Source organism: Pseudooceanicola profundus, from assembly GCF_054919315.1.
The window spans coordinates 2,556,419-2,580,732 of record NZ_CM142898.1; the positions used below are offsets into that span (position 1 = coordinate 2,556,419).

Here is a 24,314-nt window from a genome sequence, read left to right on the forward strand (position 1 = left end):
ACCCGGAATTTTCGAAAATTCCGCCCCGTTTTCTTCGAAGAAAACGGACAGCCCCTCCACCCGGTCACCCGCCCTCCGCCCGCGCCCAAGAATCTTAAGAAAAATTCTTGTGAAAAGTCTTGCGAAGACTTTTCCGCGCGACCGGCAGGGGCGGGCGCTCCACAGCGGCGTAGACGGCCCGGCGAGGCTGCGCTATCACCACCCGGAACGACAGAAAGGCGCCTTCCATGTCCGGCCACGGTCCCAAGATCCCGATGACCTCGCACGCCTCCGGCCCGCTTTCGGGCGAGGCCCATGTGCCGGGCGACAAGTCCATCAGCCACCGCTCGCTGATCCTCGGCGCGCTCTCGGTGGGCGAGACCCGGGTGACCGGCCTGCTGGAAGGGCAGGACGTTCTGGACACCGCCAAGGCGATGCAGGCCTTCGGCGCGCAGGTCGAGCGCACCGAGGCAGGCGAATGGATCATCCAGGGCGTGGGCGTCGGCGGCTTTGCCGAGCCCGACCATGTGATCGACTGCGGCAATTCCGGCACCGGGGTGCGGCTGATCATGGGCGCCATGGCGACCTCGCCGGTGACGGCCACCTTCACCGGGGACGCCAGCCTCAACAAGCGCCCCATGGCGCGGGTGACCGATCCGCTGGCGCTCTTCGGGGCGCAGGCCATGGGCCGCTCGGGCGGGCGGCTGCCGATGACGATCCAGGGCGCGGCCGATCCGATGCCGGTGCGCTACGTGGTGCCGGTGCCCTCGGCGCAGGTGAAATCCGCGGTGCTGCTGGCGGCGCTGAACGCCCCCGGCCAGACCGTGGTGATCGAGAAGGAGGCCACCCGCGACCATACCGAGCGGATGCTGGCGGGCTTCGGCGCCGAGATCACCACCGAGGTGACCGAGGAAGGCCGCGTCATCACCCTCACCGGCCAGCCGGAACTGACCGGCCAGACCATCGTCGTGCCGCGCGATCCCTCCTCGGCCGCCTTCCCGGTCTGTGCCGCGCTGATCGTGCCCGGCTCGGACGTGCTGGTGCCCAACATCGGGCTGAACCCCACCCGCGCCGGCCTCTTCGAGACGCTGCGCGACATGGGCGCAGACCTGACCTACGAGAACCCGCGCGAAGAGGGCGGCGAGCCCGTCGCCGACCTGCGCGCACGTTACTCACCGAACATGACGGGCATCTCGGTGCCCCCCGAACGCGCCGCCTCGATGATCGACGAATACCCCGTCCTCTCCGTCGTGGCCGCCTGCGCCACCGGCGTGACCGAGATGACCGGCGTCAAGGAACTGCGGGTCAAGGAAAGCGACCGGATCGACGCCATGGCCCGCGGCCTGCGCGCCTGCGGTGTGCAGGTCAAGGAGGGCCCCGACTGGTGGAGCGTCGAGGGCATGGGCGCGGGCAACGTCCCCGGCGGTGCCACCTGCGAGACCTTCCTCGACCACCGCATCGCCATGTCCTTCCTCTGCCTCGGCATGGCCTCCAAGGCCCCGGTCACGGTGGATGACGGCACGGCGATCGCCACCTCCTTCCCGATCTTCGGCCCGCTGATGACCCAGCTGGGCGCCAAGATCGACACCGCGGGCTGAGACTTGCTGCGCTGGAACCGCATCCGCTTCCTCGGAGAGGCGCTGGTGGTGCTGGCGCTGCTCGCGGCGGCCAATGTCTTCTGGACGGTGCCGCATCTCTCGCCGGTGGTGGAGGGCGTCACGCTGCGCCCCTTCGACATGCGCCTCGGGCGCTATGACACCGCGGATGCGCGGATCTACCTTCGGGCCCTCGGGCCCGAGGGCATTTCCTTCTACCGCAACGTGCAGCTGACGCTGGACCTGTTCCTGCCAGCGGCCATCTTTACCGCGGCGGCGCTCGCGGCACGGGCCTTCTATGCCCGCCCGGTCCGCCGCGCGGTGATCTGCCTTGCCATCGCGGCGGTGGGGGCGGATTACCTCGAGAATGCCGCGCTGGCGCATATGCTGGAGATGGGCCCGGCGGAGCTGAGCTCCGGCATTGTGGGCCCGGCCTCGGTGCTGACGCGGATCAAGCTGGTGCTCTACCTGCTGACGGCGCTGGCGCTCCTGCCCGGCGCGCTGATGTCGGCGGGAGAGGCCTTCGACAAGTGGAGACAATCGTGACCGACCTGACCCCTTTCACCATCGCCATCGACGGGCCTGCTGCCGCGGGCAAGGGCACGATCTCCAAGGCCGTGGCAGAGCGCCTCGGCGTGGCGCATCTGGACACCGGGCTGCTCTACCGCGCCACCGGCAAGCGCGTCACGCTGGGGGAGGCCCCGCTGGAGGCAGCGGAGAAGCTGACCGCCGAGGACCTCGCCGCGACCGACCTGCGGACCCCCGCCGTGGCACAGGCCGCCTCGCGCGTGGCCTCGATCCCCGAGGTGCGCGCGGCGCTGGTGGATTTCCAGCGCGCCTTTGCCCGCCGTGCGGGCGGGGCCGTTCTGGACGGGCGCGACATCGGCACGGTGATCTGCCCCGAGGCCGAGGTGAAGCTGTTCGTCACCGCCTCCGACGCGGTCCGCGCCGGGCGCCGCTACCGCGAGTTGATCGCGGGCGGCCACGCGGTGACCGAGGAGGAGGTGCTGGCCGACCTGCGCGAGCGGGATGCCCGCGACAGCGCGCGTGACACGGCCCCGCTGCGGCCCGCCGAGGATGCCGTCGTGCTCGACACTTCCGAGATGGAGATTGAGGCCGCCGTGGCCGAGGCCCTGCGCCTGATCGCCGCCCGCCGCGGCTGATCCCGGCGAAAGTGCTGAAAAAGGAAAGCAAAACGGGCCTTTCGGGGCCCGTTTTCGTTGTTTGACCCGGCGGGCTCGTCTATCCTGTCAAGGCAGGGCCACAATCGGCACATAGACCGGGCCCGCATGGCGAGAGCAGGAGCCGGACATGAGCGCGACGACACCCGCGATGTCTCCCGTGGAGGAGACCCGCGCGGCGGAAGGGATTCCGCCGGTGGTTTTGGTATGCGATCTGGACGGCACGCTGATCCGCTCCGACATGCTGGACGAGACCTTCTGGGCCGCGCTCTCGGTCGACTGGCGCAGTTTCTTCGGGGCGATCGGGGCGCTGGCGCGGGGCCGCGCCGCGCTCAAGGCCTATCTCGCCGGTCGCGTCGACATCGACCCCGCCACCTTGCCCTACGTGGAGCCGGTGCTGGAGCGTCTGCGCGCGCATCGGGCGGCGGGCGGGCGCACGGCGCTGGTGACGGCGGCGGATGCGCAGGTGGCGCAGGCCATTGCCGATCACCTCGGCCTCTTCGACGAGGTCCATGGTTCGGACGGCACCAACAATCTCAAGGGCCCGGCCAAGGCGGCCTTCCTCGCGGATCATTTTGGGGCAGGGGCCTATGATTACATCGGCGATGCGCCGGCGGACCTGCCGGTCTGGGCGGGTGCGCGCGAAGCGGTGACCGTCGGCGCCGATCCGGGCCTGCGGGCGCGCGTCGTCACGCAGGGCGGGCCCGTGCACCACATCGACCCGCCGCAGCCCGGCGCGCGTCTGGCGCTGAAGGCGATGCGCCCGCACCAGTGGCTGAAGAACGTGCTGATCTTCCTGCCGTTGCTGGCGTCCCATGCGCTGTCCCTCACGACGCTGACGCAGACGCTGCTGGCTTTCGCCTGCTTCAGCCTGACCGCCTCGGGCGTCTACGTGCTGAACGACCTGCTCGACCTCTCCGCCGACCGGGCGCATCCGCGCAAGCGCCGCAGACCCTTCGCCTCGGGCGATCTGCCGCTGCGCCGGGGCATGGCGCTGATGCCCGCGCTCTTCGGCGCGGCCCTTCTGATCGCGCTGCTGCTGGGCCCGCTCTTCCTCGCGGTGATGCTGGTCTATTTCGTCACCACCATGGCCTATTCCATGTGGCTCAAGCGGCGCGCGGTGATCGACATCTGCGTGCTGGCCGGGCTCTATACCCTGCGCATCGTCGCGGGCGGGGCGGCGGCGGACATTCCGCTCTCGGTCTGGCTGCTGGCCTTCTCGACCTTCTTCTTCTTCTCCCTCGCCGCGGTGAAACGTCAGGCAGAGCTGCGCGACACGCTGATGGCGGGCGGCGAGAAGGCGGCGGGCCGCGGATACGAGGTGGGCGACCTCGAGATCGTGACCATGATGGCGCTCGCCTCGGGCTACGTGGCGGTGCTGGTGATGACGCTCTACGTCAACGCGCCCAATGTCACCGCGCTCTACCCCGCGCCGCAGGCGCTCTGGGGCATCTGCGCGGTGTTGCTCTACTGGATCAGCCGCATGGTGATGCTGACGCACCGGGGGCGGATGCATGACGATCCGGTCGTCTTCGCCGCCACCGACCGGGTGAGCCAGGTCTCCTTCCTTGCCTGCCTCGTCTTCTTCATCGCCGGGGCACAGTTGTGAGCGGGCTGCGGCTGGTCGCGGTCTATGCCGCCTTCGCGGTGCTGGCGACGCTGGCGAACCTTGCCGCGCAGCGCGTGGTGCTGGGGCTGACCGGGCCCTGGGGCTACTGGGCGGCGCTGGTCACCGGCACCGGCGTCGGGCTGGTGGTGAAATACGCCCTCGACAAGCGCTACATCTTCGTCGACCGCGCTACGGGGCTGGCGGCGCATTCGAAACGGTTCTCGCTCTACACCCTCATGGGCGTCGCCACGACGGCGATCTTCTGGGGGTTGGAAAGCCTCTTCTGGTACCTCTTCGCGACCGACACAGCGCGGGAGGCGGGGGCGATCCTCGGTCTCGCCATCGGCTACGTGGTGAAATACCGGCTCGACCGGGCCTATGTCTTCACCCCCGACCGGAGGCTGGCATGAGGCGCGAACTCTCCGGCTGGGGCCGCTTCCCCCGCGTCGACTGCGCGGTGACCGCCCCCCGGGACGAGGCCGCCCTGCGCGCCGCCATCGCCACCGGCCCGGTGATCGCGCGGGGCAACGGGCGCGCCTATGGCGATGCCGCCACCCAGAGCCGCGGCACGATCGAGATGCGCCATTTCAACCGTCTCCTCGCCTTCGATCCCGAGACCGGGCAGGTGGCGGCGGAGGCCGGCGTCCTGCTGGCCGACCTGATCGAGGCCTTCCTGCCGCGCGGCTGGTTTCCGTGGGTCACGCCGGGCACCAAGTTCGTCACCCTCGGCGGGGCCATCGCGGCGGATGTGCACGGCAAGAACCACCGCCGCGACGGGGCCTTCCGCAGCTGTCTCGACTGGGTCGAGGTGATGCAGCAGGACGGCAGCGTGGTGCGCGCCGAGCCGGGCGATGACCTTTTCGAATGGACCGTCGGCGGCATGGGGCTGACCGGGGTGATCCTGCGGGCGGGCCTGCGGCTGCGCCCGGTCTCCACCGGCTGGATCCGCCAGCAGATGGTGCCCGCCCCCGATCTCGCCACCGCGATGGAGGTCTTCGAGCGCGACACCGGCACCTATGCGGTGGCGTGGTTCGACTGCCTGGGGCAGGGGGCCAGCCTGGGCCGGTCGCTGGTCATGCTGGGCGATCACGCCACGCCAGAGGACCTGACAGAGGCACAGAGCGCAGCCCCCTTCGACATTCCGCGCCGGCGGCGGCTGAAGGTGCCGATGGATGCGCCCGCCTTTGCGCTCAACCGCTTCACGCTCAAGGCCTTCAACGCGCTCTATTGGCGGGCGGGCCTGCGCAATGCGGGCGAGAGCCTCGTGGACTGGGACAGCTACTTCTACCCGCTCGACACCATTGCCGAGTGGAACCGCATCTACGGCCGTCCCGGTTTCGCGCAGTTCCAGTGCGTGCTGCCGCTGGCGACCGCCCGGCCGGGGCTGGAGGCACTGCTCAAGGCGATCTCCGCCTCGGGGCAGGGCTCCTTCCTCGCGGTGCTGAAACGGCTGGGCGCGCAGGAAAGCCGCTTCTCCTTCCCGATGGAGGGCTACACGCTGGCGCTCGACTTCCCCATCTCGCCCAAGGCGCTGCAGCTGCTGGAGCGGCTGGACGCGATCACCGTGGATCACGGCGGGCGGTTCTACCTCGCCAAGGACAGCCGGCTGCGGTCGGATACATTGCGCGCCAGCGACCCGCGGGTCGGCGCCTTCGTCGAGATGCGCGAGACCGGGCCGCGCTATCGCTTCGCCTCCGGGCAGTCGGAAAGGATCGGCATATGAGCAACGGAACCCTCCTCGTCCTCGGCGGGCGGTCCGACATCGGGCTGGCCACGGCCCGCGCCTTCGCGGCCGCGGGCTGGGACGTGCAACTGGCCGCCCGCGACGCCACGACGCTGGAGGCCGAGGCCAAGGACATAGCCCTGCGCCACGGGGTCGCCGCGACCTGTCACGAGATGGACGCCACCGACCTCGACAGCCACGCCGCCTTCTACGACAGGCTCAGCCCCTTTCCGCAGGTGGTCGTCTGCGCCGTGGGCGCGCTCGGCGATCAGGCAAGGGACGAGGCCGATGTCGCCTCCGCCACCGCTGTGATGCGCGCGAATTTCGAGGGTCCCGCCAGCCTTCTGGCCCATGCCGCCAACCGGATGGAGGGATCGGGCACCAGCACGATCGTCGGCATCTCCTCCGTCGCGGGCGACCGGGGGCGGGCGTCGAACTACATCTACGGCAGCGCCAAGGCGGGGTTCACGGCCTACCTCTCGGGGCTGCGCAACCGGATGACCGGCAAGGGCGTCCACGTGGTGACGGTGAAGCCCGGCTTCGTGGCGACCCGGATGACCGAGGGCATGGACCTGCCGCCCGCGCTGACCGCCACGCCCGATGCGCTCGGGCAGGCGATCTTCACCGCCGTCGCCAAGCAGCGCGACGTGGTCTACGTCAAGCCGGTCTGGCGCCTCGTCATGGCGGTGATCCGCGCCATCCCCGAGGCGCTGTTCAAGAAGATGTCGATCTGAACCCGCGAGACGACAAAGGGGGCCGCAGCCCCCTCCTTCATCTTTCCCGAAATACTCAGATCCGACCCCTCGGTCAGCGCCGCTCGGGGATGATCTGCTGCGCGATCCCGGCAAAGAGCAGGTAGATCGACGTCAGCAGCAGCCCGTAGTGGGCCCAGCTTTCGGGGTGGAAGTCGACCCATGCGGCCCAGCCAGCAAAGAAGGTCCAGATCAGCGCGATCGGCAGCGAGAGCTTGCGCCAACGGGCGGTACGCACCGGGTGGATGAACTTCAGCGGCAGGAACATCGCCACCGCCAGCACCGTCACGATGCTGAGGATCACCCAGAAGTTCGGCGCCCAGGCAAAGAGTACCAGCACCAGCATGTTCCAGCAGCCCGGGAAGCCCGAGAAGGAGTTGTCCTTGGTCTTCATCCGCGTGTCCGCGAAATACATGGCCGAGGCGAAGGTGATGACGATGATCGCGATCCAGCCCGTCCAGCCCGGCAGCAGGTCGCTCTTGAAGAGCGCGAAGGCCGGGATAAAGACATAGGTCAGGTAGTCGATGATCAGGTCCAGCAGCACCCCATCGAAGGTGGCCGCGTTCTTCTTGACGTCGTACTTGCGTGCCAGCGGCCCGTCGATCCCGTCGACGAAGAAGGCGACGACCAGCCACAGGAACATGAGCGACCATTTCCCGTCCACGGCGGCCAGCATGGCCAGCATGGCAAAGACGGCGCCGGTTGCAGTGAGAAGATGGACGGAGAGGGCTTTGGCATGCAATGTCATCTGCTCGTCATGAAGCATCATGCCGCACGTTGCAACGCCCGTGATCAGCTGTCCTGCGATTGGGCGCGCGGGTGGGCGGCGCGGTAGACCTCCATCAGCCGCGCGGCGTCCACGCCGGTATAGGCCTGCGTGGTCGAGAGGCTGGCATGGCCCAGCAATTCCTGGATCGCACGCAGGTCTCCGCCCGCGTTCAGCAGGTGGGTGGCAAAGCTGTGGCGCATGGCGTGCGGCGTGGCCGAGGCGGGCAGGCCCAGTTGCGCCCGCGACCGTTCCATCGCCTTCTGGATCGCCCGCGGGTTCAGCGCCCCGCCGCGGGTGCCGCGAAAGAGCGGCTGGCCGGGCTCCGCCGGGAAGGGGCAGAGCGTCACGTAGTGGTCCACCGCCTCGCGGGCGGCCGCCAGCAGGGGCACGATCCGCTCCTTGCCGCCCTTGCCGGTGATCCGCAGGCTGCGCCCCAGCGGCAGCACGTCCCCGGTGAGCGAAAGCGCCTCGGAGATCCGCAGCCCGCATCCGTAGAGCAGCGTCACCACCGCCATGTCGCGGGCCGAGATCCAGCGGTCCTCGCTTTGCATGCCGACCGTCTCGATCATGTCGCGGGCGGCGTCCTCGGGCAGGGGGCGGGGCAGCTTGCGCTGGTACTTCGGGGCGCGGGCCGACAGCACGGCGGTCGGATCGAAGTCCTCGCGCTCCGCGAGGTAGCGGTAGAAGGTCTTGACCGAGGAGAGCTTGCGCGCCATCGAGCGCGCGCCGATGCCATGGCCCCGGGTGAAGGCCATCCAGCTGCGCATGTCCGAGACGGTCACCTGCATCAGCGGGCCGATGCCCTGTGCAGCGCCCTTGTGATCCCCCATGAAGGCGAGGAACTCCGCCACGTCGCGCTGATAGGCGGTGATCGTGTTCTCGGCCGCGCCCTTCAGCGCGCGCTCCGCATCGATCCAGCCTTGCAGCGCGTCACGGGCGGCGGGCGAGATCAGCGCCATCAGTTCAGCCAGCGGCGCATGGTCCGTTCGAAGACACCGGCGAAGAAGGAAAGCAGGTCCGTCCCCTGCTGCGGCGTGAACTGGTGCGGGTCCTCGGAGCCCATGACCAGCATGCCCGGCAGGCGGCCGCGCCCGAAGTCGAGCCGCAGGCAGGCCTCGGAGCGCACGAAATCGGCCATGTCGCCGTAGATCTCGGGGTTGCCGGCCTGGATCTGGCGCAGGGTGACCTGACGGGCGGGGACATTGCGCCCGCCCTCGATGTAATCGCCCACGAAGCCGACCTGCACCACGCGCAGCACGTTGCCGAGCCGGTTCACCACCGGATCGTCGTCGGTCTGCACGCTTTCCAGCACGAGGTGGATCTGGTCGACGCCGAGGATCTCGGCCACTTCGCCGCCGAGGCCGCGCAGGAAGGTCTCGAATTCCATCGGGTCCAGCATGCGCAGCAGGGCGCGGTGAACCTGGTTGGTGCCGGCGAGGTTCTCGTAAGCCGCCGCGATGACCGAGCGGTGGGTGTCCTCCAGCCGGTCGAGCCGCGCCTCGAGCCGCTCCATGGCGATGCCGCGCAGGTCGATGATATTGCCGCCCATGGCCTTTTCATTGGCGGCGACGAGGGCGCGCATGACGTCCTGATCATCGAGAATGACATCGGGCTCCGCGATGATCTTCGCGCGCAATTCGTCTTCGATCTTGGGTTGGCTGCTGCTCATGGACCGCTCGTTTCGTCTTTTTCTGAAGAATAGCAGAGCGATTCCGTCAATGCTTCCCTTTTCTGGACCGGAAGGGCGGAAATGCGCCCATGGGTGGTGCGAAGGAGTCACGCGTTGGCGGAGGGGTTGATGTCTGGATAGGGGAGGGGCGGCACCCAAGGCGGCCTGCGCTGCGAGACCATTTCGACGATCAGTCCGCCCACCCGCCGGTCAATCGGCATATCCATGTCTCTGGCCCTGTCGAAACAACGAGGCTCTCGACAAAGCGCCCTTGCTCGGTCCCCTCGAAGTATCCCGCCCGGCCGAGAGGCCGGGCAGCGCCGACCCGCCCCCCTGGGGCGGCGCTTTCGCGCCACCCCGCGGGACGGCGCTGCCCTTTGCTAAAGCCGGTGGGGTTTGATTCCGCGGCAGGATTGGGCGTGGCGCAATACATCTGGGCAAGCCGGAGCCAGACCAGACTTATCTAAAGCACACCCTTGGTCCTCAGCCCCGTGAGCGACCCAACGAAAAAGGGCCGCACCCAAGGTGCGGCCCTTCAAACCTCAAGTCGACCCGTCTTACAGGATCGACTGACCGGTCTTCGCCCAGTCCTTCATGAAGGCGTCGAGACCCTTGTCGGTCAGCGGGTGGCTGGCCAGCGACTTGATCACGGAGGGCGGCGCGGTGATCACGTCGGCACCGATCAGCGCGCTTTGCGTCACGTGGTTCACGGTCCGGATCGAGGCCGCGAGGATCTGCGTCTCGAAGCCGAAGTTGTCGTAGATCGTGCGGATGTCCTGGATCAGGTCCATGCCGTCGAGGTTGATGTCATCCAGCCGCCCGATGAAGGGCGAGATGAAGGTCGCGCCCGCCTTGGCCGCCAGCAGCGCCTGGTTGGCCGAGAAGCACAGCGTCACGTTGACCATCCGGCCCTCGTCCGAGAGCACCTTGCAGGTCTTCAGACCGGCCCAGGTCAGCGGCACCTTCACGGTGATGTTTTCCGCGATCTCGGCCAGCTTGCGGCCCTCGGCGATCATCGCGTCCGCCTCCAGTGCCACGACCTCGGCGCTGACCGGGCCGTCCACGATGCCGCAGATCTCCTTGGTCACCTCGAGGATGTCGCGCCCCGATTTCAGGATCAGCGAGGGGTTGGTGGTCACACCGTCCACCATGCCCAGATCGTTCAGTTCACGGATCGCATCCACATCCGCGGTATCGACAAAGAATTTCATGACAGCCCCTCCGCCGGGTTTGACTTTCTCGCCCCGGCTTTAGCGCATAGTGTGGCCTCCCGAAACCCCCTCACCGCCCGGGAGCGACAGGTGGACCAGCCCGAATTCTATGCCGAAGGCGCGCTCGTCAACGTGCTGACGACGCAACCGCTCGACCGCACGCTGGATTACCGCGCGCCCGAGGGCGGCTGCGCACAGGGTGCCTACGTGCAGGTGCCGCTGGGACCGCGGCAGGTGCTGGGCGTGGTCTGGGGCCCGGGGCGGGGCGATTTCGACTATGCCAAGATCCGTCCCGTGACCCGCGTCCTGAACGTCGCTCCGATGCGGGACGAACTGCGCGAATTCCTGATCCGCGCCGGGGAATACACGCTGACGCCGATCGACTCGATGCTGCGGCTGGCGACCCGGGTGCCGGGCCTGTCTGATCCGCCTTCGATGCAGAAGGTCTATCGCCTCGGCGACCAGACGCCGGACCGGATGACCGATGCCCGCGCCCGCGTGCTGGCGGTGCTCGAGGACTACGGCGGGCTTGCCTTCACGCTGAAGGAACTGGCCGACATGGCCGGCACCTCCTCCTCCGTCGTCAAGGGCCTCGTCACCCAGGGCGCCGTGCTGGAAGAGGCCACACCCCGCGACGCGCCCTATCCCGCGCTCGATCTCGACCGCTCCGGCAAGCCGCTGACCGGGGATCAGGAGAACGCCGCCACCCGGCTGCGCGCGGGCCTCCAGTCCGAGAGCTACGGCACCACGCTGCTGCGCGGCGTCACAGGCTCCGGCAAGACCGAGGTTTACCTCGAAGCGGTGGCCGAATGCCTCAAGCTCGGCCGGCAGGCCCTCGTGCTGCTGCCCGAGATCGCCCTGACGGCAGAGTTCCTGACCCGGGTCGAGGCCCGCTTCGGCGCCCGTCCCGCCGAATGGCACTCCGGCGTGACGATGACCGAACGGCGCCGGGCGTGGAAGATGGTCGGGCAGGGCGGCGCGCAGCTGGTGGTCGGCGCGCGCTCCGCGCTCTTCCTGCCGTACCGCGACCTTGGCCTGATCGTCGTCGACGAGGAACACGACAATTCCTACAAGCAGGAGGACGGCTCGCTCTACAACGCCCGCGACATGGCGGTGCTGCGGGCCGCGATCTGCGGGGCGCGGGTCGTGCTGGCCTCCGCCACGCCCAGCCTCGAAAGCTGGGCCAATGCCGAGGCAGGCAAGTACGAACGCATCGACATGACCGACCGCTTCGGTCCCGCGATCCTGCCCGACATGGACGCGATCGACATGCGCTCCGAGGCGATGAGCTCCGGCAAGTGGATCTCGCCCTCGCTGCAGGGCGAGGTCCGCCAGCGGATGGAGAAGGGCGAGCAGGCGCTCCTCTTCCTCAACCGCCGCGGCTATGCGCCGGTGACCCTCTGCCGGGCCTGCGGCGAGCAGATCGAATGCGAGCATTGCTCCGCCTCCATGGTGGAGCACCGCTTCCTCAAGCGCCTCGTCTGCCACCAGTGCGGCGAAAGCCGCCCGATGCCGGAAAAATGCCCCTCCTGCGAGGCGGAAGGCACGCTCGCCCCCATCGGCCCCGGCGTCGAACGCCTCGCCGAGGAAGCGGCCGAACTCTTCCCCGACGCCCGCATCGCCACGCTGTCGTCAGACCTCTTCGGCTCGGCCCGCGCGCTGAAGGCGGGGATCGAGGCCATCGCCCAGGGCGGGGCCGACATCATCATCGGCACCCAGCTGGTGGCCAAGGGGCACAACTTCCCGCTGCTCACGCTGGTGGGGGTCATTGACGCGGACCTCGGGCTTCAGGGCTCCGACCTGCGCGCGGCGGAGCGCACCTTCCAACTGATGCGGCAGGTTGCGGGCCGGGCGGGGCGGTCCGAGCGCAAGGGCGCGGCGCTCCTGCAAACCTACCAGCCCGAGCACCCGGTGATCCGTGCGATCCTCGATGGGGACGAGGAGAGCTTCTGGCGCGCCGAGGCCGACCAGCGCCGCGCCGCGGGCATGCCGCCCTACGGACGCCTCGCGGGCATCATCCTCTCCTCCCCCGATCCGCAGGCGCCGTTCCAGTTCGGCACCACTCTGGCCCGCCACGACGACGCCCTGCGCGAGATCGGCGCCCAGCTCTTCGGCCCCGCCGCCGCTCCCATCGCCCGCATCCGCGGCCGCCACCGTGTCCGCCTGCTGGTGAAGGCCCCCAAGGGCGCGCCCCTGCAACAGGCGATCACGAAATGGCTCGCCCCCGCGCGCCTGCCCAGGGACATGCGCCTCGCGGTCGACATCGATCCGCAGAGCTTCTACTGACCATCTTTCGCTCGAAAATATCCCCGGGGGGACTGGCCCCGCCAGGGGCCAGGGGGGGCAGGCAGCCCCCCGGAAAAGTCTTTCAGAAAGACTTTTCCCAAGAATTTTCCTTAAAATTCTTGTTCGCTCACCCAGCCGGCCCGCGAATGCGCAGCCACGGGCGAGACCTCACCGCGTGAACCGGCCGCCGAGCCGGACCAAGGCCGGATGCTTCGTGGACATGGCCCTGACCACCCGGTCAGCCACACCGCTCACTCACCCTCGATCAGCGCCGAGACGATCGCCCGCGCGCTCTCCGAATGCCAGTCGGCGGGCCCCGTCAGCCGGGCGATCTCGCGTCCCTCGGGGTCGAGGATCATGGTCACCGGCAGGCCCATCACCCCCACGCCCCGCGCGGTCTTGGACCGGGGGTCGCGCAGCACCGGCAAGCCCTCCACACCGATCTCGCCGAAGAACTTCTTGATCGCGGGCGGCGCATTGGGCCCCGAGGCCAGTGTCACCACCGCGAAGTCCTCGCCCCCGAATTCCTCATTCAGGGCCGCCAGCGTCGGCATCTCCTCGCGGCAGGGCGCGCACCAGATGGCCCAGAAGTTCAGCAGCACGTACTTGCCCCGGTAGTCCTCCAGCGAGGCACCGTCCTCCAGCACCTCCACGGGCACCGGCTTCGGCTCCGCATGGAAGGACAGCCCCTTCAGGGAGCCTTCGCGCAGCGCCTCCAGCGCGCCCCTCTCGGGCGCGGCCATGGCGGGCAGGGGGCCCAGCAGGGCAGCATTTGCGCCGAGCGCCAGAGCCGTATAAAGAACCGCCCTGAACGAGACGTTATTGACTTTCTCCTGCCATCTCCGATGCAGCGTGACCATCTTTCCTCCGAAGGCGGACCTCATGACCCAGAAAACCTCGAACCAGATGTGGGGCGGCCGTTTCGCCGCCGGGCCCGATGCGATCATGGAGGCGATCAACGCCTCGATCGGGTTCGACAAGCGCATGGCCGCGCAGGACATCGCCGGTTCGCGGGCCCATGCCGCGATGCTCGCGGCGCAGGGCATCATCAGCGATAAAGATGCCGAGGCGATCCGGGAAGGCCTTCTCACGATCTTGTCAGAGATCGAGGCGGGCGATTTCACCTTCTCCACCGCGCTCGAAGACATCCACATGAACGTCGAGGCCCGCCTGAAGGAGGTCATCGGCGAACCCGCCGGGCGGCTCCACACCGGGCGCTCGCGCAACGACCAGGTGGCGACCGACTTCCGCCTCTGGACCCGCGACCAGGTCGACGCGGCCATCGAGGGGCTCAAGGCGCTGATGCAGGCGCTCCTCGCACAGGCCGAGGCCGGCGCCGACTGGGTCATGCCCGGCTTCACCCACCTGCAGACCGCGCAGCCCGTGACCTGGGGCCACCACATGATGGCCTATGTCGAGATGTTCTCCCGCGACCTCTCGCGCTTCACCGACGCGCGCGCGCGGATGAACGAATCGCCCCTCGGTGCGGCGGCCCTGGCCGGCACTTCCTTCCCGATCGACCGCCACATGACGGCCGAGGCGCTCGGCTTCGACCGCCCGGCGGCGAACTCGCTCGACGCGGTCTCGGATCGCGACTTCGCGCTGGAATTCCTGTCCTGCGCCTCGATCTGCGCCATGCACCTCAGCCGGATGGCCGAGGAGCTGGTGATCTGGTCCTCCGCGCAGTTCCGCTTCGTCGTGCTCTCGGACCGGTTCTCGACCGGCTCCTCGATCATGCCGCAGAAGAAGAACCCCGACGCGGCCGAGCTGATCCGCGCCAAGATCGGGCGGATCTTCGGGGCCAATGTCGCGCTGACCATGGTGATGAAGGGGCTTCCGCTGGCCTATTCCAAGGACATGCAGGAGGACAAGGAACAGGTCTTCGACGCCGCCGACAACCTGATGCTGGCGCTCGCCGCCATGACCGGCATGGTCGGCGACATGACCGCCAACCGCCCGGCCCTGGAAGCCGCCGCCGGCGCGGGTTTCTCCACCGCGACCGATCTCGCCGACTGGCTGGTCCGCGCCCTCGGCATGCCGTTCCGCGATGCGCACCATGTCACCGGCTCCCTCGTCGCCAAGGCGGAAGCGAAGGGCTGTGACCTGCCCGATCTCTCGCTGGCCGAGATGCAGGAGGTCCACGGCGCCATCACCGACGAAGTGTTTACCGTCCTGGGCGTGCACAATTCGGTCGCATCGCGTATGTCTTACGGCGGCACCGCGCCCGCGCGGGTGCGCGAACAGATCGCCCGCTGGAAGGACACATTGTCATGACTCGCCCCACTCTCCGTCTCATCCCCGCCCTCGCGGCGCTCGCCGTCGTGGCGGCCTGCGGCGTGAACGGCCCCCCGAAGGAGCGCGAGCAGATCATCCGCCCGACCTCGGCCAACGGCATGGACATCGAGCTCGGCGCCGACACCCGCAGCGGTGTCACGGTGTCGGGCAATGCCCGCTTCGGCGTCGTCACCCGGCGATGAGCCCGCTCCGGCTGGCCTACCTCGGCCTCGCCCTCTGGGGCGCGGTCCATCCCATGATCCACTTCGCCGGGTGGATTGCCGAACACGGTCTCAGCCTCGCGGGCCTCACCGCGGGCTGGACCGCCAATGCCGCCAGCACCGGGCTGATGTGGGACCTGATCATCGCCGCCGTGGCGCTGACACTCTGGATCTTGGCCGAGGTCGCGGTGCGCCGCAACTTCACCGCCCTGATCGCGATCCCCGCGACCTTCCTGATCGGCGTCAGCTGCGGCCTGCCGCTCTACCTCTTCCTGCGCACGCGCCCGATTTGACGGCCCCATCTGACGGCCCCATCTGACGGGCCCATCTGACAGCCCGAGCCCCCGCCGCCGCGCACCCCGCCGTCCCCCTCATCCACTGTTCCGAAATATCCCGGGGGTCCGGGGGCTGGCCCCCGGGTCTTCCCCGGGTCCCGCCCTTGCGCACAAGCGCCAATTGCGCCGCGCCGCCACCCCGTGTAGACCGCTGCAAGCCCTGACCTGCAGGCCATATCTACCGGGAGCGACCATGGATCATTTTCTCTACCGCGATGGACAGCTTTACGCAGAGGACGTGCCCGTGGCCGAGATCGCGGCCAAGGTCGGCACCCCGGTCTACATCTATTCCACCGCCACGCTGACCCGGCACTTCCGCCTCTTCGACGAGGCGCTCGATGGCATGCCCCACGTGGTCTGCTACGCCATGAAGGCCGCCAGCAACCAGGCGATCCTCAAGACGCTGGCGCAGCTCGGCGCGGGCATGGACGTGGTCTCGGGCGGGGAATACGCGCGGGCCAAGGCGGCGGGCGTGCCGGGTGACCGGATCGTCTTCTCCGGTGTGGGCAAGACCCGCGAGGAGATGCGCGCGGCGCTCGAGGGCGGCATCCGCCAGTTCAACGTCGAGTCGGAGCCCGAAATGCAGGCACTCTCGGAGGTCGCCTCGGAGATGGGCGTGATCGCGCCGATTGCCGTGCGCGTGAATCCCGACGTGGATGCAAAGACCCACGCCAAGATCGCCACCGGAAAGTCCGAGAACAAGTTCGGCATCCCGATCTCCCGCGCGTCCGAGGTCTATGCCACCGCCGCCGCCCTGCCGGGGCTGGAGGTCGTGGGCATCGACGTGCACATCGGCTCGCAGCTGACTGATCTGGAGCCCTACCGCCTCGCCTTCACCAAGGTGGGCGAGTTGGTGGACCGGCTGCGCGCGGACGGCCATGACATCCGCCGCCTCGACCTTGGCGGGGGCCTCGGGATTCCCTACACCCGCGGCAACGAGGCGCCCCCGCTGCCCGTCGAATATGGCAACCTCATCAAGGAGGTACTGGGCGACAAGGGCTGCGAGATCGAGATCGAACCGGGCCGGCTCGTGGCGGGCAACGCCGGTATCCTCGTCTCCGAGGTGATCTACCTCAAGCAGGGCGAGGGCCGCGATTTCCTCATCCTCGACGCCGCCATGAACGACCTGATCCGCCCGGCCATGTACGAGGCGCACCACGACATCGTCCCCGTGGTCGAGCCCGAGGCCGGCGCCGAACAGGCCGCCTATGACGTGGTGGGCCCGGTCTGCGAAAGCGGCGACACCTTTGCCAAGCAGCGCAGCCTGACGACGCTCGCGGCGGGCGACCTCGTCGCCTTCCGCTCCGCCGGGGCCTATGGCGCGGTGATGGCGAGCGAGTACAACACCCGGCCGCTGGTCCCTGAAGTTCTTGTTAAAGATGATCACTTCGCTGTCATCCGTGAGCGACCGAGCTTTGAGGAAATCATAAATCGCGATACCCTTCCGGAATGGCTCTGACGCGATGCCCGTGTCAGGCCGCTGGACCGGAAGATGCCTGAACAGACACCGCTGACCCAGACCCTGCGCCAGCTGGCGCCCGCCCTTCTGCTCACCCGCGCCGGTATGCTGGCCGAACGCCTGACCCGCGCCTTCTGGCCGCTGTGGTCCGTGGTGATCGCCGTGGCCGGGGCGCTGATGCTGGGCCTGCAGGACATCGCCCCGCTGGAGCTTGTCTGGGCCGTGGCCGTGATCGCCCTCGTGGCGGTGGTCTGGTTCCTCTGGCGCGGGGTCCGGCGCTTCCATTTCCCCTCCGCCGCCGAGGCCGAGGCGCGGCTCGATGCCTCGCTGAAGGGCCGTCCGCTGCAGGCGCTGCGCGATGCGCAGGCCATCGGTGGCGAGGACGCGGCCTCTGCCGCGATCTGGGCCGCACACCAGACCCGCATGGCCCGCGCCGCCGAAGGCGCCCATGCGGTGAAGCCCGACCTGCGCATGTCCACCCGCGATCCCTTCGGCCTGCGCTACATTGCGCTGATGGGCTTTGTCACCGCGCTGATCTTCGGCTCGGTCTGGCGGGTGTCCTCGGTCACCCAGATGACGCCGGGCACCGGCGGGGCCGCACTGGCCGCCGGTCCCTCGTGGGAGGGCTGGCTTGAGCCGCCCGCCTATACCGGCCTGCCGGTGCTCTACCTGAACGATATCCAGCCCGGACAGCTCACCGCCGTCACGGGCAGCCGCGTCACCCTGCGGCTCTACGGCGCCCCGGGCGAACTGGTGGTCAACGAGGCGGTCTCGGGCCGCCCGGTGGAGGCCACGGGCGAGGAGGGCGCGGCGCTGAGCCAGGACTTCACCATCTCGCAGGACGGTGCCATTGCCATCGAGGGCCCGGGCGGCCGGGCGTGGAAGATCGCCGTGATCCCCGACCTGCCGCCGCAGATCGGTGTCACCTCGCTGGCCGAGGCCTCGGCCGAGGGCGAGATGACCCTGCCGTTCAAGGCCATGGACGACTACGGCGTCATCGGGGGGCGTGCGCTGATCGCGCTCGACATGGCCAATATCGACCGCCGCTATGGCCTCGCGCCCGAGCCGGAGGACGAGACCGTCATCGAACTGCCGCTGCCCCTGCCGATCGCCGGCAACCGGGCCGAATTCGAGGAGACGCTGATCGAGAATTTCTCCAAGCATCCCTGGGCCAATCTTCCGGTCGTGGTGCAGCTGGAGGCCGAGGACGCCGCCGGCCAGACGGGCATCTCGGAACGGCAGGCCATGCGGCTTGCCGCGCGCACCTTCTTCGATCCGCTCGCCGCCGCGGTGATCGAGCAGCGCCGTGACCTGCTCTGGAACCGCGACAGCGCCCGCGACATCGTGCAGGTGATGCGCGCGATCTCGTGGCAGCCGGAGGGGCTCTTCGATGACGAGACGACCTACCTGCGCTACCGTCACGTGCTGCGCCGCCTCGACACGATCACGCAGTACGCCCGCCTGACCGATCCGCAGCGCGACGAGATCGCCGAGGCCCTGTGGGACCTCGCCCTGCTGCTCGAGGAGGGCGACATCGGCGACGCCATGGAGCGGATGCAGCGCGCCCAGGAACAGCTGACCGAAGCGATGAAGCGCGGTGCCTCGGAGGAGGAGATCGCCCGCCTGATGCAGGAGCTGCGCGATGCCACGCAGGATTACCTGCGCCAGCTGTCGCGGCAGGCCCAGCAGGAAAACCAGGACGGCCAGCAGAACCAGCAGATGTCCGAGAACGCCATGCGCATGACGCAGGATGACCTGCAGCGCATGATGGACCGCATCCAGGAGCTGATGGAAGAAGGCCGCATGGCCGAGGCCCAGCAGGCGCTGCAGGAACTCCAGCAGATGATGGAGAACATGCGCGTCACCCAGGGCGAGGGCGGCGGCCAGCAGAGCCCCGGCCAGCAGGCCATGGAGGGGCTCGCGGAAACGCTGCGCGATCAGCAGGGCCTCTCGGACCATGCCTTCCAGGACCTGCAGCGGCAGTTCAACCAGGGTCAGCAAGGCCAGCAGGGGCAACAGGGCCAGCAGGGTCAGGGCCAGATGGGCCAGAACGACGACGGCCTGCCGCAGGCGCCCGGCCAGCAGGGGCAGGGCGGCCAGCAGGGCCAGCAACCCGGCCAGCAGCAGGGACAGGGCGGCCAGCAGGCCCAGCCCGGGCAGGGCCAGGGTGACGGTCAGAGCGGCGACCCGCGCGAGAACCTCGCCGAGCGGCAGCGCGCCCTGCGCGACGAGTTGAACCGCCAGCGCGGCAACCTGCCCGGCGCGGGCTCCGAAGCCGGTGACGCGGCCCGCGAGGCGCTGGAACAGGCCGAACGGGCCATGGAAGGCGCCGAGGAAGCCCTCCGGCAGGACGATCTGGCCGAGGCGATCGACCGCCAGTCCGAGGCGATGGAGGCGCTCCGCGAGGGGATGCGCAACCTCGGCGAGGCCGTGGCCGAAGAGGAACGCCAGATGCGCGGCCAGCAGGGTCAGGCACAGGGCAATGCGGGTGGTGAACAGAACGATCCGCTGGGCCGCAACGCCGGCTCGAACGGGTCGCTGGGCAATCAGGAAGAGATGTTGCAGGGCGAAGACGTCTACCGCCGCGCCCGCGATCTCCTCGACGAGATCCGCCGCCGCTCCGGAGAGGGGGATCGCCCGCAGGAGGAACTCGACTACCTGCGCCGCCTGCTGGACCGGTTCTGAGCCCCTACGTCTGACCGGTCGCTGAGAGGCCCAAGGGAAAGCTCTCTGTAAGGCCCTGCCTTGGCGGCGGGGCCTTTCTCGTCAAGGGCGGTCTGATCCGGTGAAAGGCGCTTGCGCGGCGGCTGCCTTCGCAGCACCGCTGTCCGAGCCGAGCCGAGCCGAGCCGAGCCGAGCCGAGCCGAGCCGAGCCGAGCCGAGCCGAGCCGAGCCGAGCCGAGCCGAGCCGAGCCGAGCCGAGCCGAGCCGAGCCGAGCCGAGCCGAGCCGAGCCGAGCCGAGCCGAGCCGAGCCGAGCCGTTTCGTGCGCAGGGGCGGAGACGAAGACGGCCAGCAGGACGCTGGCCGTGGATCAGGAGAGGGCGGGCGCGGCGGCTGGAGGGCTCAGGCGCCGTCGGACTCCAGCCAGGCCAGCAGGTTCGCCACCTTGGTGTCGAGCCAGCGGCGGCCTTCGTTCACGTTGGTCTGATAGCTCTGCAACGTCGGCGCGACGGGCGGATAGCGCAGGGCGAGCTTGTCCGCATTGACGTAGACGATGATCGCCAGTGCCGTCACCATCAGCGTCAGGCCAAAGCCGATCCGGAAGCCGCGGCGCTGTTCGCGGGCGGTGTCGGCATCGGCGGCGGGCGTGCTGGCGGCGCGGCGCTCGCCCTTGCTGCGCAGGGTCGAGTTGATCTCCTCGATGTCCGGCAGCAGGTCGCGGCGCGAGGTGGCCTCGGCAGTGGCAGCATCCTCGATGGCGGCAGGGGAGGCGGTGGCGCGGGGCGTCGTCTCGCCCTTCACCTGTGCCATGCGGCGGCGCGCGGTCTCGGCCCGGTCCTTGGGGTCCTCGGAGGGCTGCGTGAGCCCGAGGTCCGGCTGGCTTTCGAGCCCGGTCTGCTGTTCGGCGGCCCGGCGGCGGGCCTCGTGCTCCGCCTCCTCGCGCAGCACGTTCTGAACGCCGGGGTCCAGCCGGCGCGACCGGGCGGGAACGGCGGGCGGGATGATCGCATCCTCGGGCTCGTCGTCCTCGATGATGTCACGGTCGGGATCATGGGCCGGCGCCGGGAAATCGTCGAAGCCGTCGTCGGCCTCCGCGGTCTCGCGGACAGGCGTCGTGTCGGCGTCCCCCGCTGTGTCGTCTGCCGCGTCCTCCGCATGGACGGGGTTTGCGGCTTCCTCTGGCACGGTTGCGCCCTTGGCCCCGGTTGTGTCCTCGGGGATGTGGCCTGAGGCGGCGACGGGCGCTGCCTCGGGGGCGAGCGCAGCCTCGTCCGCCTCGAGGGCAGGCGCATGGGACGGGTGATGCTGGAACCAGGTGTCGCCGCAGGCGGAACACTGCACATCGCGCCCGGCCTCGGGGATCACCTCGTCGGGCACCTCGTATTGCGCGCCGCAGTTCGGGCAGACCAGCCGCATGTTATCCCTTTCGTTTCCCTCGGATGCCTCGCTCCGTTCCGCCTAGCATATGGTCTCCGGGCGGCGGAAAAAAGTCCCAAAGACAGGCGGGTTTGCACGCCGGATCAAAGCCGTGGCCCGGGGGCCGCCGACGGGACCCCGGAGATTGAAACCGGCGCCGCTCTCGTGCAAAAGGAAGCATCATCGCGGCACCATGCAGCCGCGGCATCACGCGGGTCCGCCGGGCCCGAAGAGGGGCAAGCCGTGATCGAACTGGAAAACGTGGCCTATAGCTATGGCGGGGGCGAACTGCTGAGCGAGGTCTCGCTGAAGCTGTCGCCCGGATCGTTCCACTTCCTCACCGGGCCCTCGGGCAGCGGCAAGACGACCTTCCTGCGGCTCTGCTACGGCGCGCTGACGCCGACCGCGGGCCATGCGCAGCTCTTCGGCCGCGACGTGCGCGACATGACCCGCGACGATGTCGCCATGACCCGGCGCCGGATCGGCGTGGTGCACCAGGACTGCCAGTTCCTCGACCACCTGCCGCTGGCCGAGAACGTGGCCCTGCCGCTGATCGTCTCGGGCCGGGACACGCTGCAGGAGCAGACCAACCTCAAGGACCTGCTGGGCTGGTGCGGGCTCAGCCACCGCGCCAAGGCCCTGCCGCCGGAGCTGTCGGGCGGCGAGCGGCAGCGTGCGGCCCTGGCCCGCGCAGTGATCATGTCGCCGGACGTGATCCTCGCGGATGAGCCCACGGGCAACGTCGACTACGAGATGTCGCAGCGCCTGATGACCCTGCTGATCGAGCTGAACCGCATGGGCAAGACCATCATGATCGCCACCCACGACCTCGGCATCATCCGCTCCACCAAGAGCCAGGTGCAGGCCCGCGTGCTGCGGATCGTGAACCGGCGGCTGCAACTGGCGGGGGCGGACCTGTGAAGGCGCTGCGCGACCGTTTCAACACGCTGATGTCGGGCGAGGGCCCGGCGGACCGCGTGGTGCCGCCCACGGGATTCACCGCCTCGCTGACGCTCTTTGCCTCGGCGGTCATGGCCTTCCTCGCGGTCTTTGCCCTGGCACTGTCGCTGGCGACGGGGCGGCTGGCCCATGACTGGGGCGCGGAGCTGGCGCGCTCCGCCACGCTGCGGATCTCGGCCCCCGAAGACCAGATCGAGGCCCAGACCCAGGCCGCCCTGCGGGTGCTGGAGACGACCGAGGGGGTCGCCACGGCCCGTGCGCTCGGCTCGGACGAGCAGCGCGCCCTGCTGGCGCCGTGGTTTGGGCCCGACCTGCCGGTGGACGAGCTGCCGATCCCGCAGCTGATCGAGATCGTGGAAGAGCCCCAGGGCTTCGATGCCGCGGGCCTGCGCCTGCGCCTTCAGGCCGAGGTGCCGGGCGCCGTGCTCGACGATCACAGCCGCTGGCGGCGGCCCCTCGTGCGGGCGGCGGAACGGTTGCGCGCGCTCGGCTGGCTGTCGATCCTGCTGATCGGCGGGGCGATGGGGGCGGTGATCACCCTGGCCGCCAATGCCGCCCTTGCCGCCAATGCGCAGGTCATCACCGTGCTGCGCCTCGTGGGCGCGCGCGACGTCTTCATCGCCCGCGCCTTCGTGCGCCGCTTCACGATCCGGGCCCTCGTCGGCGCGGGGATCGGGATGATCGCGGGCTGTCTCGCCATCCTGGCGCTGCCCGCGGCGCAGGACGAGGGCGGCTTCCTCACCGGCCTCGGCTTCCAGGGTCTGCAATGGCTCTGGCCGCTTGTGGTGCCCCCGGTGGCCGCCGCCGTGGCCTTCTGGGCCACCCGCAGCGCGGCCAACCGTACGCTGAAGGACCTCGCCTGATGCAATACATCCGCTCGGTGATCTTCGTGGTGCAGATGTACCTCGCCATGGTGGTGGCGGCGCTTGTCTTCGGGCCCTGGGCGCTCTTCAGCCGCACCGGCGCCTACAGGGGCGTGAACACCTATTGCCGCTATGTCCGCTGGACGGCGCGGGTGATCTGCGGGCTGCACTCGGAACTGCGCGGGCCGGTGCCCCATGCGGAGGTGCTGATCGCCTCCAAGCACCAGAGCTTCTTCGACATCATCATCCTGTGCAGCGAGCTGCGCCGCCCCAAGTTCATCATGAAGGACGAGCTGCGCTTTGCCCCGATCCTCGGCTGGTACGCGCAGCGCATCGGCTGCGTGCCGGTGAAACGGGGCAAGCGGGCCGCGGCGATGCGCAAGATGGTGCAGGAGGTGACCTCGGGCACCGCGCCCGCCGGGCAGCTGGTGATCTACCCGCAGGGCACCCGCGTCGCGCCCCGGGTCAAGATGCCCTACAAGACCGGTACCGCAGTGCTCTACCACGAAACCGGCCAGCCCTGCGTGCCCGCCGCCACCAACGTGGGCCTCTTCTGGCCGCGCCGGGGAATGCTGCGCAAGCCGGGGCTCGCGGTGGTGGAATTCCTCGAGACGCTGCCCCCGGGCCTGCCCCGGGCCGAGTTCATGGCAACGCTGGAAGACCGGATCGAGACGGCCTCGGACCGGCTCATGGATGCAGCGGAAGGACGGACCGATGGAGTTCATTGACAGCATCGAGGCGCTGGAGGCGCACTACGGCACGCCCGGCGCGGCGGCCATGCGCAAGGTGGCGGACCGGATGACGCCCCTCTACCGCCAGTGGATCATGGCGAGCCGCTTCTGCGTCGTTTCCACCGTTGGGCCCGAGGGCACCGACGGCAGCCCGCGCGGCGACGACGGCCCCGTGGTGACCGAGCTGGACGAGACGACGCTGGCGCTGCCGGACTGGAAGGGCAACGACCGGATCGACACGCTGCGCAACATCGTGCGCGACCCGCGGCTGTCGCTGATGTTCCTCGTGCCCGGCTCCAACAACGCGGTGCGGGTCAACGGCACCGCGAGGATCACCGCCGATCCCGCGCTGCTGGCGCGGTTCGAGTTCAAGGGCAAGCAGCCCCGCACGGTGATCGTGATCTCGATCGAGGAGATCTACAGCCAGTGTGCCCGCGCCCTGATGCGCGCCCGACTCTGGACCGCCGGCGACGAAAGTGCGGGGCTGCCCACGGTGGGCCAGATCCTCGCCGAGATGACCAGTGGCGAGGTCGGCGGCGCGGACTATGACCGCAGCTGGCCCGAGCGCGCGGCCAAGAGCCTCTGGTAACATCATCTTTCCCGAAATACTCCGGGGGA

General features: G+C 69.3%; 23 protein-coding genes. 17 read left to right on the top strand and 6 right to left on the bottom strand.

The window, feature by feature from the left end; all coding sequences use genetic code 11:
* The first annotated feature begins 227 nt into the window (after positions 1-227).
* The 7 genes from aroA (at position 228) to ACX9MO_RS11690 (ending at position 6,821) form a co-directional block, all read left to right on the top strand.
* A complete protein-coding gene (aroA, locus tag ACX9MO_RS11660; RefSeq protein ID WP_222493376.1) occupies positions 228-1,577 on the top strand; it encodes a 3-phosphoshikimate 1-carboxyvinyltransferase in 1,350 nt (449 codons plus the stop codon).
* A gap of 3 nt (positions 1,578-1,580) precedes the next feature.
* The gene (locus ACX9MO_RS11665; protein WP_462211962.1) at positions 1,581-2,120 is read left to right on the top strand and encodes a hypothetical protein; all 540 of its coding nucleotides are present in this window, start codon (positions 1,581-1,583) and stop codon (positions 2,118-2,120) included.
* A gap of 5 nt (positions 2,121-2,125) precedes the next feature.
* A complete protein-coding gene (locus tag ACX9MO_RS11670; RefSeq protein ID WP_222493723.1) occupies positions 2,126-2,737 on the top strand; it encodes a (d)CMP kinase in 612 nt (203 codons plus the stop codon).
* 148 nt (positions 2,738-2,885) lie between these two features.
* Positions 2,886-4,364: a UbiA family prenyltransferase gene (locus ACX9MO_RS11675; protein ID WP_462211963.1), complete on the top strand. Its 1,479-nt coding sequence runs from the start codon at positions 2,886-2,888 to the stop codon at positions 4,362-4,364.
* Positions 4,361-4,774 (top strand): GtrA family protein, encoded by a 414-nt coding sequence (locus ACX9MO_RS11680; protein ID WP_222493372.1) that lies wholly within the window; start codon positions 4,361-4,363, stop codon positions 4,772-4,774. Before ACX9MO_RS11675 ends, ACX9MO_RS11680 begins: the two co-directional genes overlap by 4 nt.
* A complete protein-coding gene (locus ACX9MO_RS11685) occupies positions 4,771-6,087 on the top strand; it encodes an FAD-binding oxidoreductase (protein WP_462211964.1) in 1,317 nt (438 codons plus the stop codon). Before ACX9MO_RS11680 ends, ACX9MO_RS11685 begins: the two co-directional genes overlap by 4 nt.
* Positions 6,084-6,821, top strand: coding sequence for an SDR family oxidoreductase (locus ACX9MO_RS11690; protein WP_462211965.1), 738 nt, complete (start codon positions 6,084-6,086; stop codon positions 6,819-6,821). The genes ACX9MO_RS11685 and ACX9MO_RS11690 overlap by 4 nt, the downstream gene beginning before the upstream one ends.
* Before the next feature lie 73 nt (positions 6,822-6,894).
* Here the strand turns inward: ACX9MO_RS11690 and ACX9MO_RS11695 are convergent, their stop codons facing one another.
* The 4 genes from ACX9MO_RS11695 to fsa form a co-directional block, all read right to left on the bottom strand.
* Complete coding sequence (locus tag ACX9MO_RS11695) at positions 6,895-7,587, bottom strand: CDP-alcohol phosphatidyltransferase family protein (protein ID WP_222493720.1); 693 nt, start codon at positions 7,585-7,587, stop codon at positions 6,895-6,897.
* Positions 7,588-7,631: 44 nt separating this feature from the next.
* Positions 7,632-8,567 (bottom strand): tyrosine recombinase XerC, encoded by a 936-nt coding sequence (locus tag ACX9MO_RS11700; RefSeq protein ID WP_222493366.1) that lies wholly within the window; start codon positions 8,565-8,567, stop codon positions 7,632-7,634.
* Positions 8,567-9,277, bottom strand: coding sequence for a DUF484 family protein (locus ACX9MO_RS11705; RefSeq protein ID WP_222493364.1), 711 nt, complete (start codon positions 9,275-9,277; stop codon positions 8,567-8,569). Before ACX9MO_RS11705 ends, ACX9MO_RS11700 begins: the two co-directional genes overlap by 1 nt.
* A gap of 557 nt (positions 9,278-9,834) precedes the next feature.
* The gene (gene fsa, locus ACX9MO_RS11710; protein ID WP_462211966.1) at positions 9,835-10,488 is read right to left on the bottom strand and encodes a fructose-6-phosphate aldolase; all 654 of its coding nucleotides are present in this window, start codon (positions 10,486-10,488) and stop codon (positions 9,835-9,837) included.
* A 90-nt stretch (positions 10,489-10,578) separates the two neighbouring features.
* On the opposite strand from fsa, the gene ACX9MO_RS11715 reads away from it, so the two are divergent.
* Positions 10,579-12,774, top strand: a complete 2,196-nt coding sequence (locus tag ACX9MO_RS11715; RefSeq protein ID WP_462211967.1) for a primosomal protein N' — start codon at positions 10,579-10,581, stop codon at positions 12,772-12,774.
* 251 nt (positions 12,775-13,025) lie between these two features.
* On the opposite strand, the gene ACX9MO_RS11720 is transcribed toward ACX9MO_RS11715, so the two are convergent.
* Positions 13,026-13,634, bottom strand: a complete 609-nt coding sequence (locus ACX9MO_RS11720; protein ID WP_462211968.1) for a TlpA disulfide reductase family protein — start codon at positions 13,632-13,634, stop codon at positions 13,026-13,028.
* Positions 13,635-13,656: 22 nt separating this feature from the next.
* Here ACX9MO_RS11720 and argH point away from each other — a divergent pair, with 22 nt between their 5' ends.
* The 5 genes from argH (at position 13,657) to ACX9MO_RS11745 (ending at position 19,748) form a co-directional block, all read left to right on the top strand.
* Positions 13,657-15,048, top strand: a complete 1,392-nt coding sequence (argH, locus tag ACX9MO_RS11725) for an argininosuccinate lyase (protein WP_222493357.1) — start codon at positions 13,657-13,659, stop codon at positions 15,046-15,048.
* On the top strand, positions 15,045-15,251 hold the full coding sequence (locus tag ACX9MO_RS11730; protein WP_222493355.1) for a hypothetical protein: 207 nt from the start codon (positions 15,045-15,047) through the stop codon (positions 15,249-15,251). The genes argH and ACX9MO_RS11730 overlap by 4 nt, the downstream gene beginning before the upstream one ends.
* Entirely contained in the window at positions 15,248-15,562 is a 315-nt protein-coding gene (locus ACX9MO_RS11735) for a DUF2834 domain-containing protein (RefSeq protein ID WP_462211969.1), read from the top strand. Before ACX9MO_RS11730 ends, ACX9MO_RS11735 begins: the two co-directional genes overlap by 4 nt.
* A 235-nt stretch (positions 15,563-15,797) precedes the next feature.
* Positions 15,798-17,063, top strand: a complete 1,266-nt coding sequence (gene lysA, locus ACX9MO_RS11740) for a diaminopimelate decarboxylase (RefSeq protein ID WP_462211970.1) — start codon at positions 15,798-15,800, stop codon at positions 17,061-17,063.
* A 33-nt stretch (positions 17,064-17,096) separates the two neighbouring features.
* The gene (locus tag ACX9MO_RS11745; protein WP_462211971.1) at positions 17,097-19,748 is read left to right on the top strand and encodes a TIGR02302 family protein; all 2,652 of its coding nucleotides are present in this window, start codon (positions 17,097-17,099) and stop codon (positions 19,746-19,748) included.
* 380 nt (positions 19,749-20,128) lie between these two features.
* Here the strand turns inward: ACX9MO_RS11745 and ACX9MO_RS11750 are convergent, their stop codons facing one another.
* Positions 20,129-21,142: a zinc-ribbon domain-containing protein gene (locus tag ACX9MO_RS11750; RefSeq protein WP_462211972.1), complete on the bottom strand. Its 1,014-nt coding sequence runs from the start codon at positions 21,140-21,142 to the stop codon at positions 20,129-20,131.
* Positions 21,143-21,385: 243 nt separating this feature from the next.
* Here ACX9MO_RS11750 and ACX9MO_RS11755 point away from each other — a divergent pair, with 243 nt between their 5' ends.
* From ACX9MO_RS11755 to ACX9MO_RS11770, 4 genes are read left to right on the top strand one after another with little or no spacing between them, the layout of a single operon-like run.
* Positions 21,386-22,063 carry a cell division ATP-binding protein FtsE gene (locus ACX9MO_RS11755; RefSeq protein WP_222493346.1) on the top strand — a complete coding sequence of 226 codons (678 nt, stop codon included), beginning with the start codon at positions 21,386-21,388 and terminating at the stop codon, positions 22,061-22,063.
* 29 nt (positions 22,064-22,092) lie between these two features.
* Entirely contained in the window at positions 22,093-22,965 is an 873-nt protein-coding gene (locus ACX9MO_RS11760; RefSeq protein WP_222493718.1) for a cell division protein FtsX, read from the top strand.
* Complete coding sequence (locus ACX9MO_RS11765; protein ID WP_462211973.1) at positions 22,965-23,693, top strand: lysophospholipid acyltransferase family protein; 729 nt, start codon at positions 22,965-22,967, stop codon at positions 23,691-23,693. The genes ACX9MO_RS11760 and ACX9MO_RS11765 overlap by 1 nt, the downstream gene beginning before the upstream one ends.
* On the top strand, positions 23,680-24,285 hold the full coding sequence (locus tag ACX9MO_RS11770) for a pyridoxamine 5'-phosphate oxidase family protein (protein ID WP_462211974.1): 606 nt from the start codon (positions 23,680-23,682) through the stop codon (positions 24,283-24,285). The genes ACX9MO_RS11765 and ACX9MO_RS11770 overlap by 14 nt, the downstream gene beginning before the upstream one ends.
* Positions 24,286-24,314: the final 29 nt, after the last annotated feature.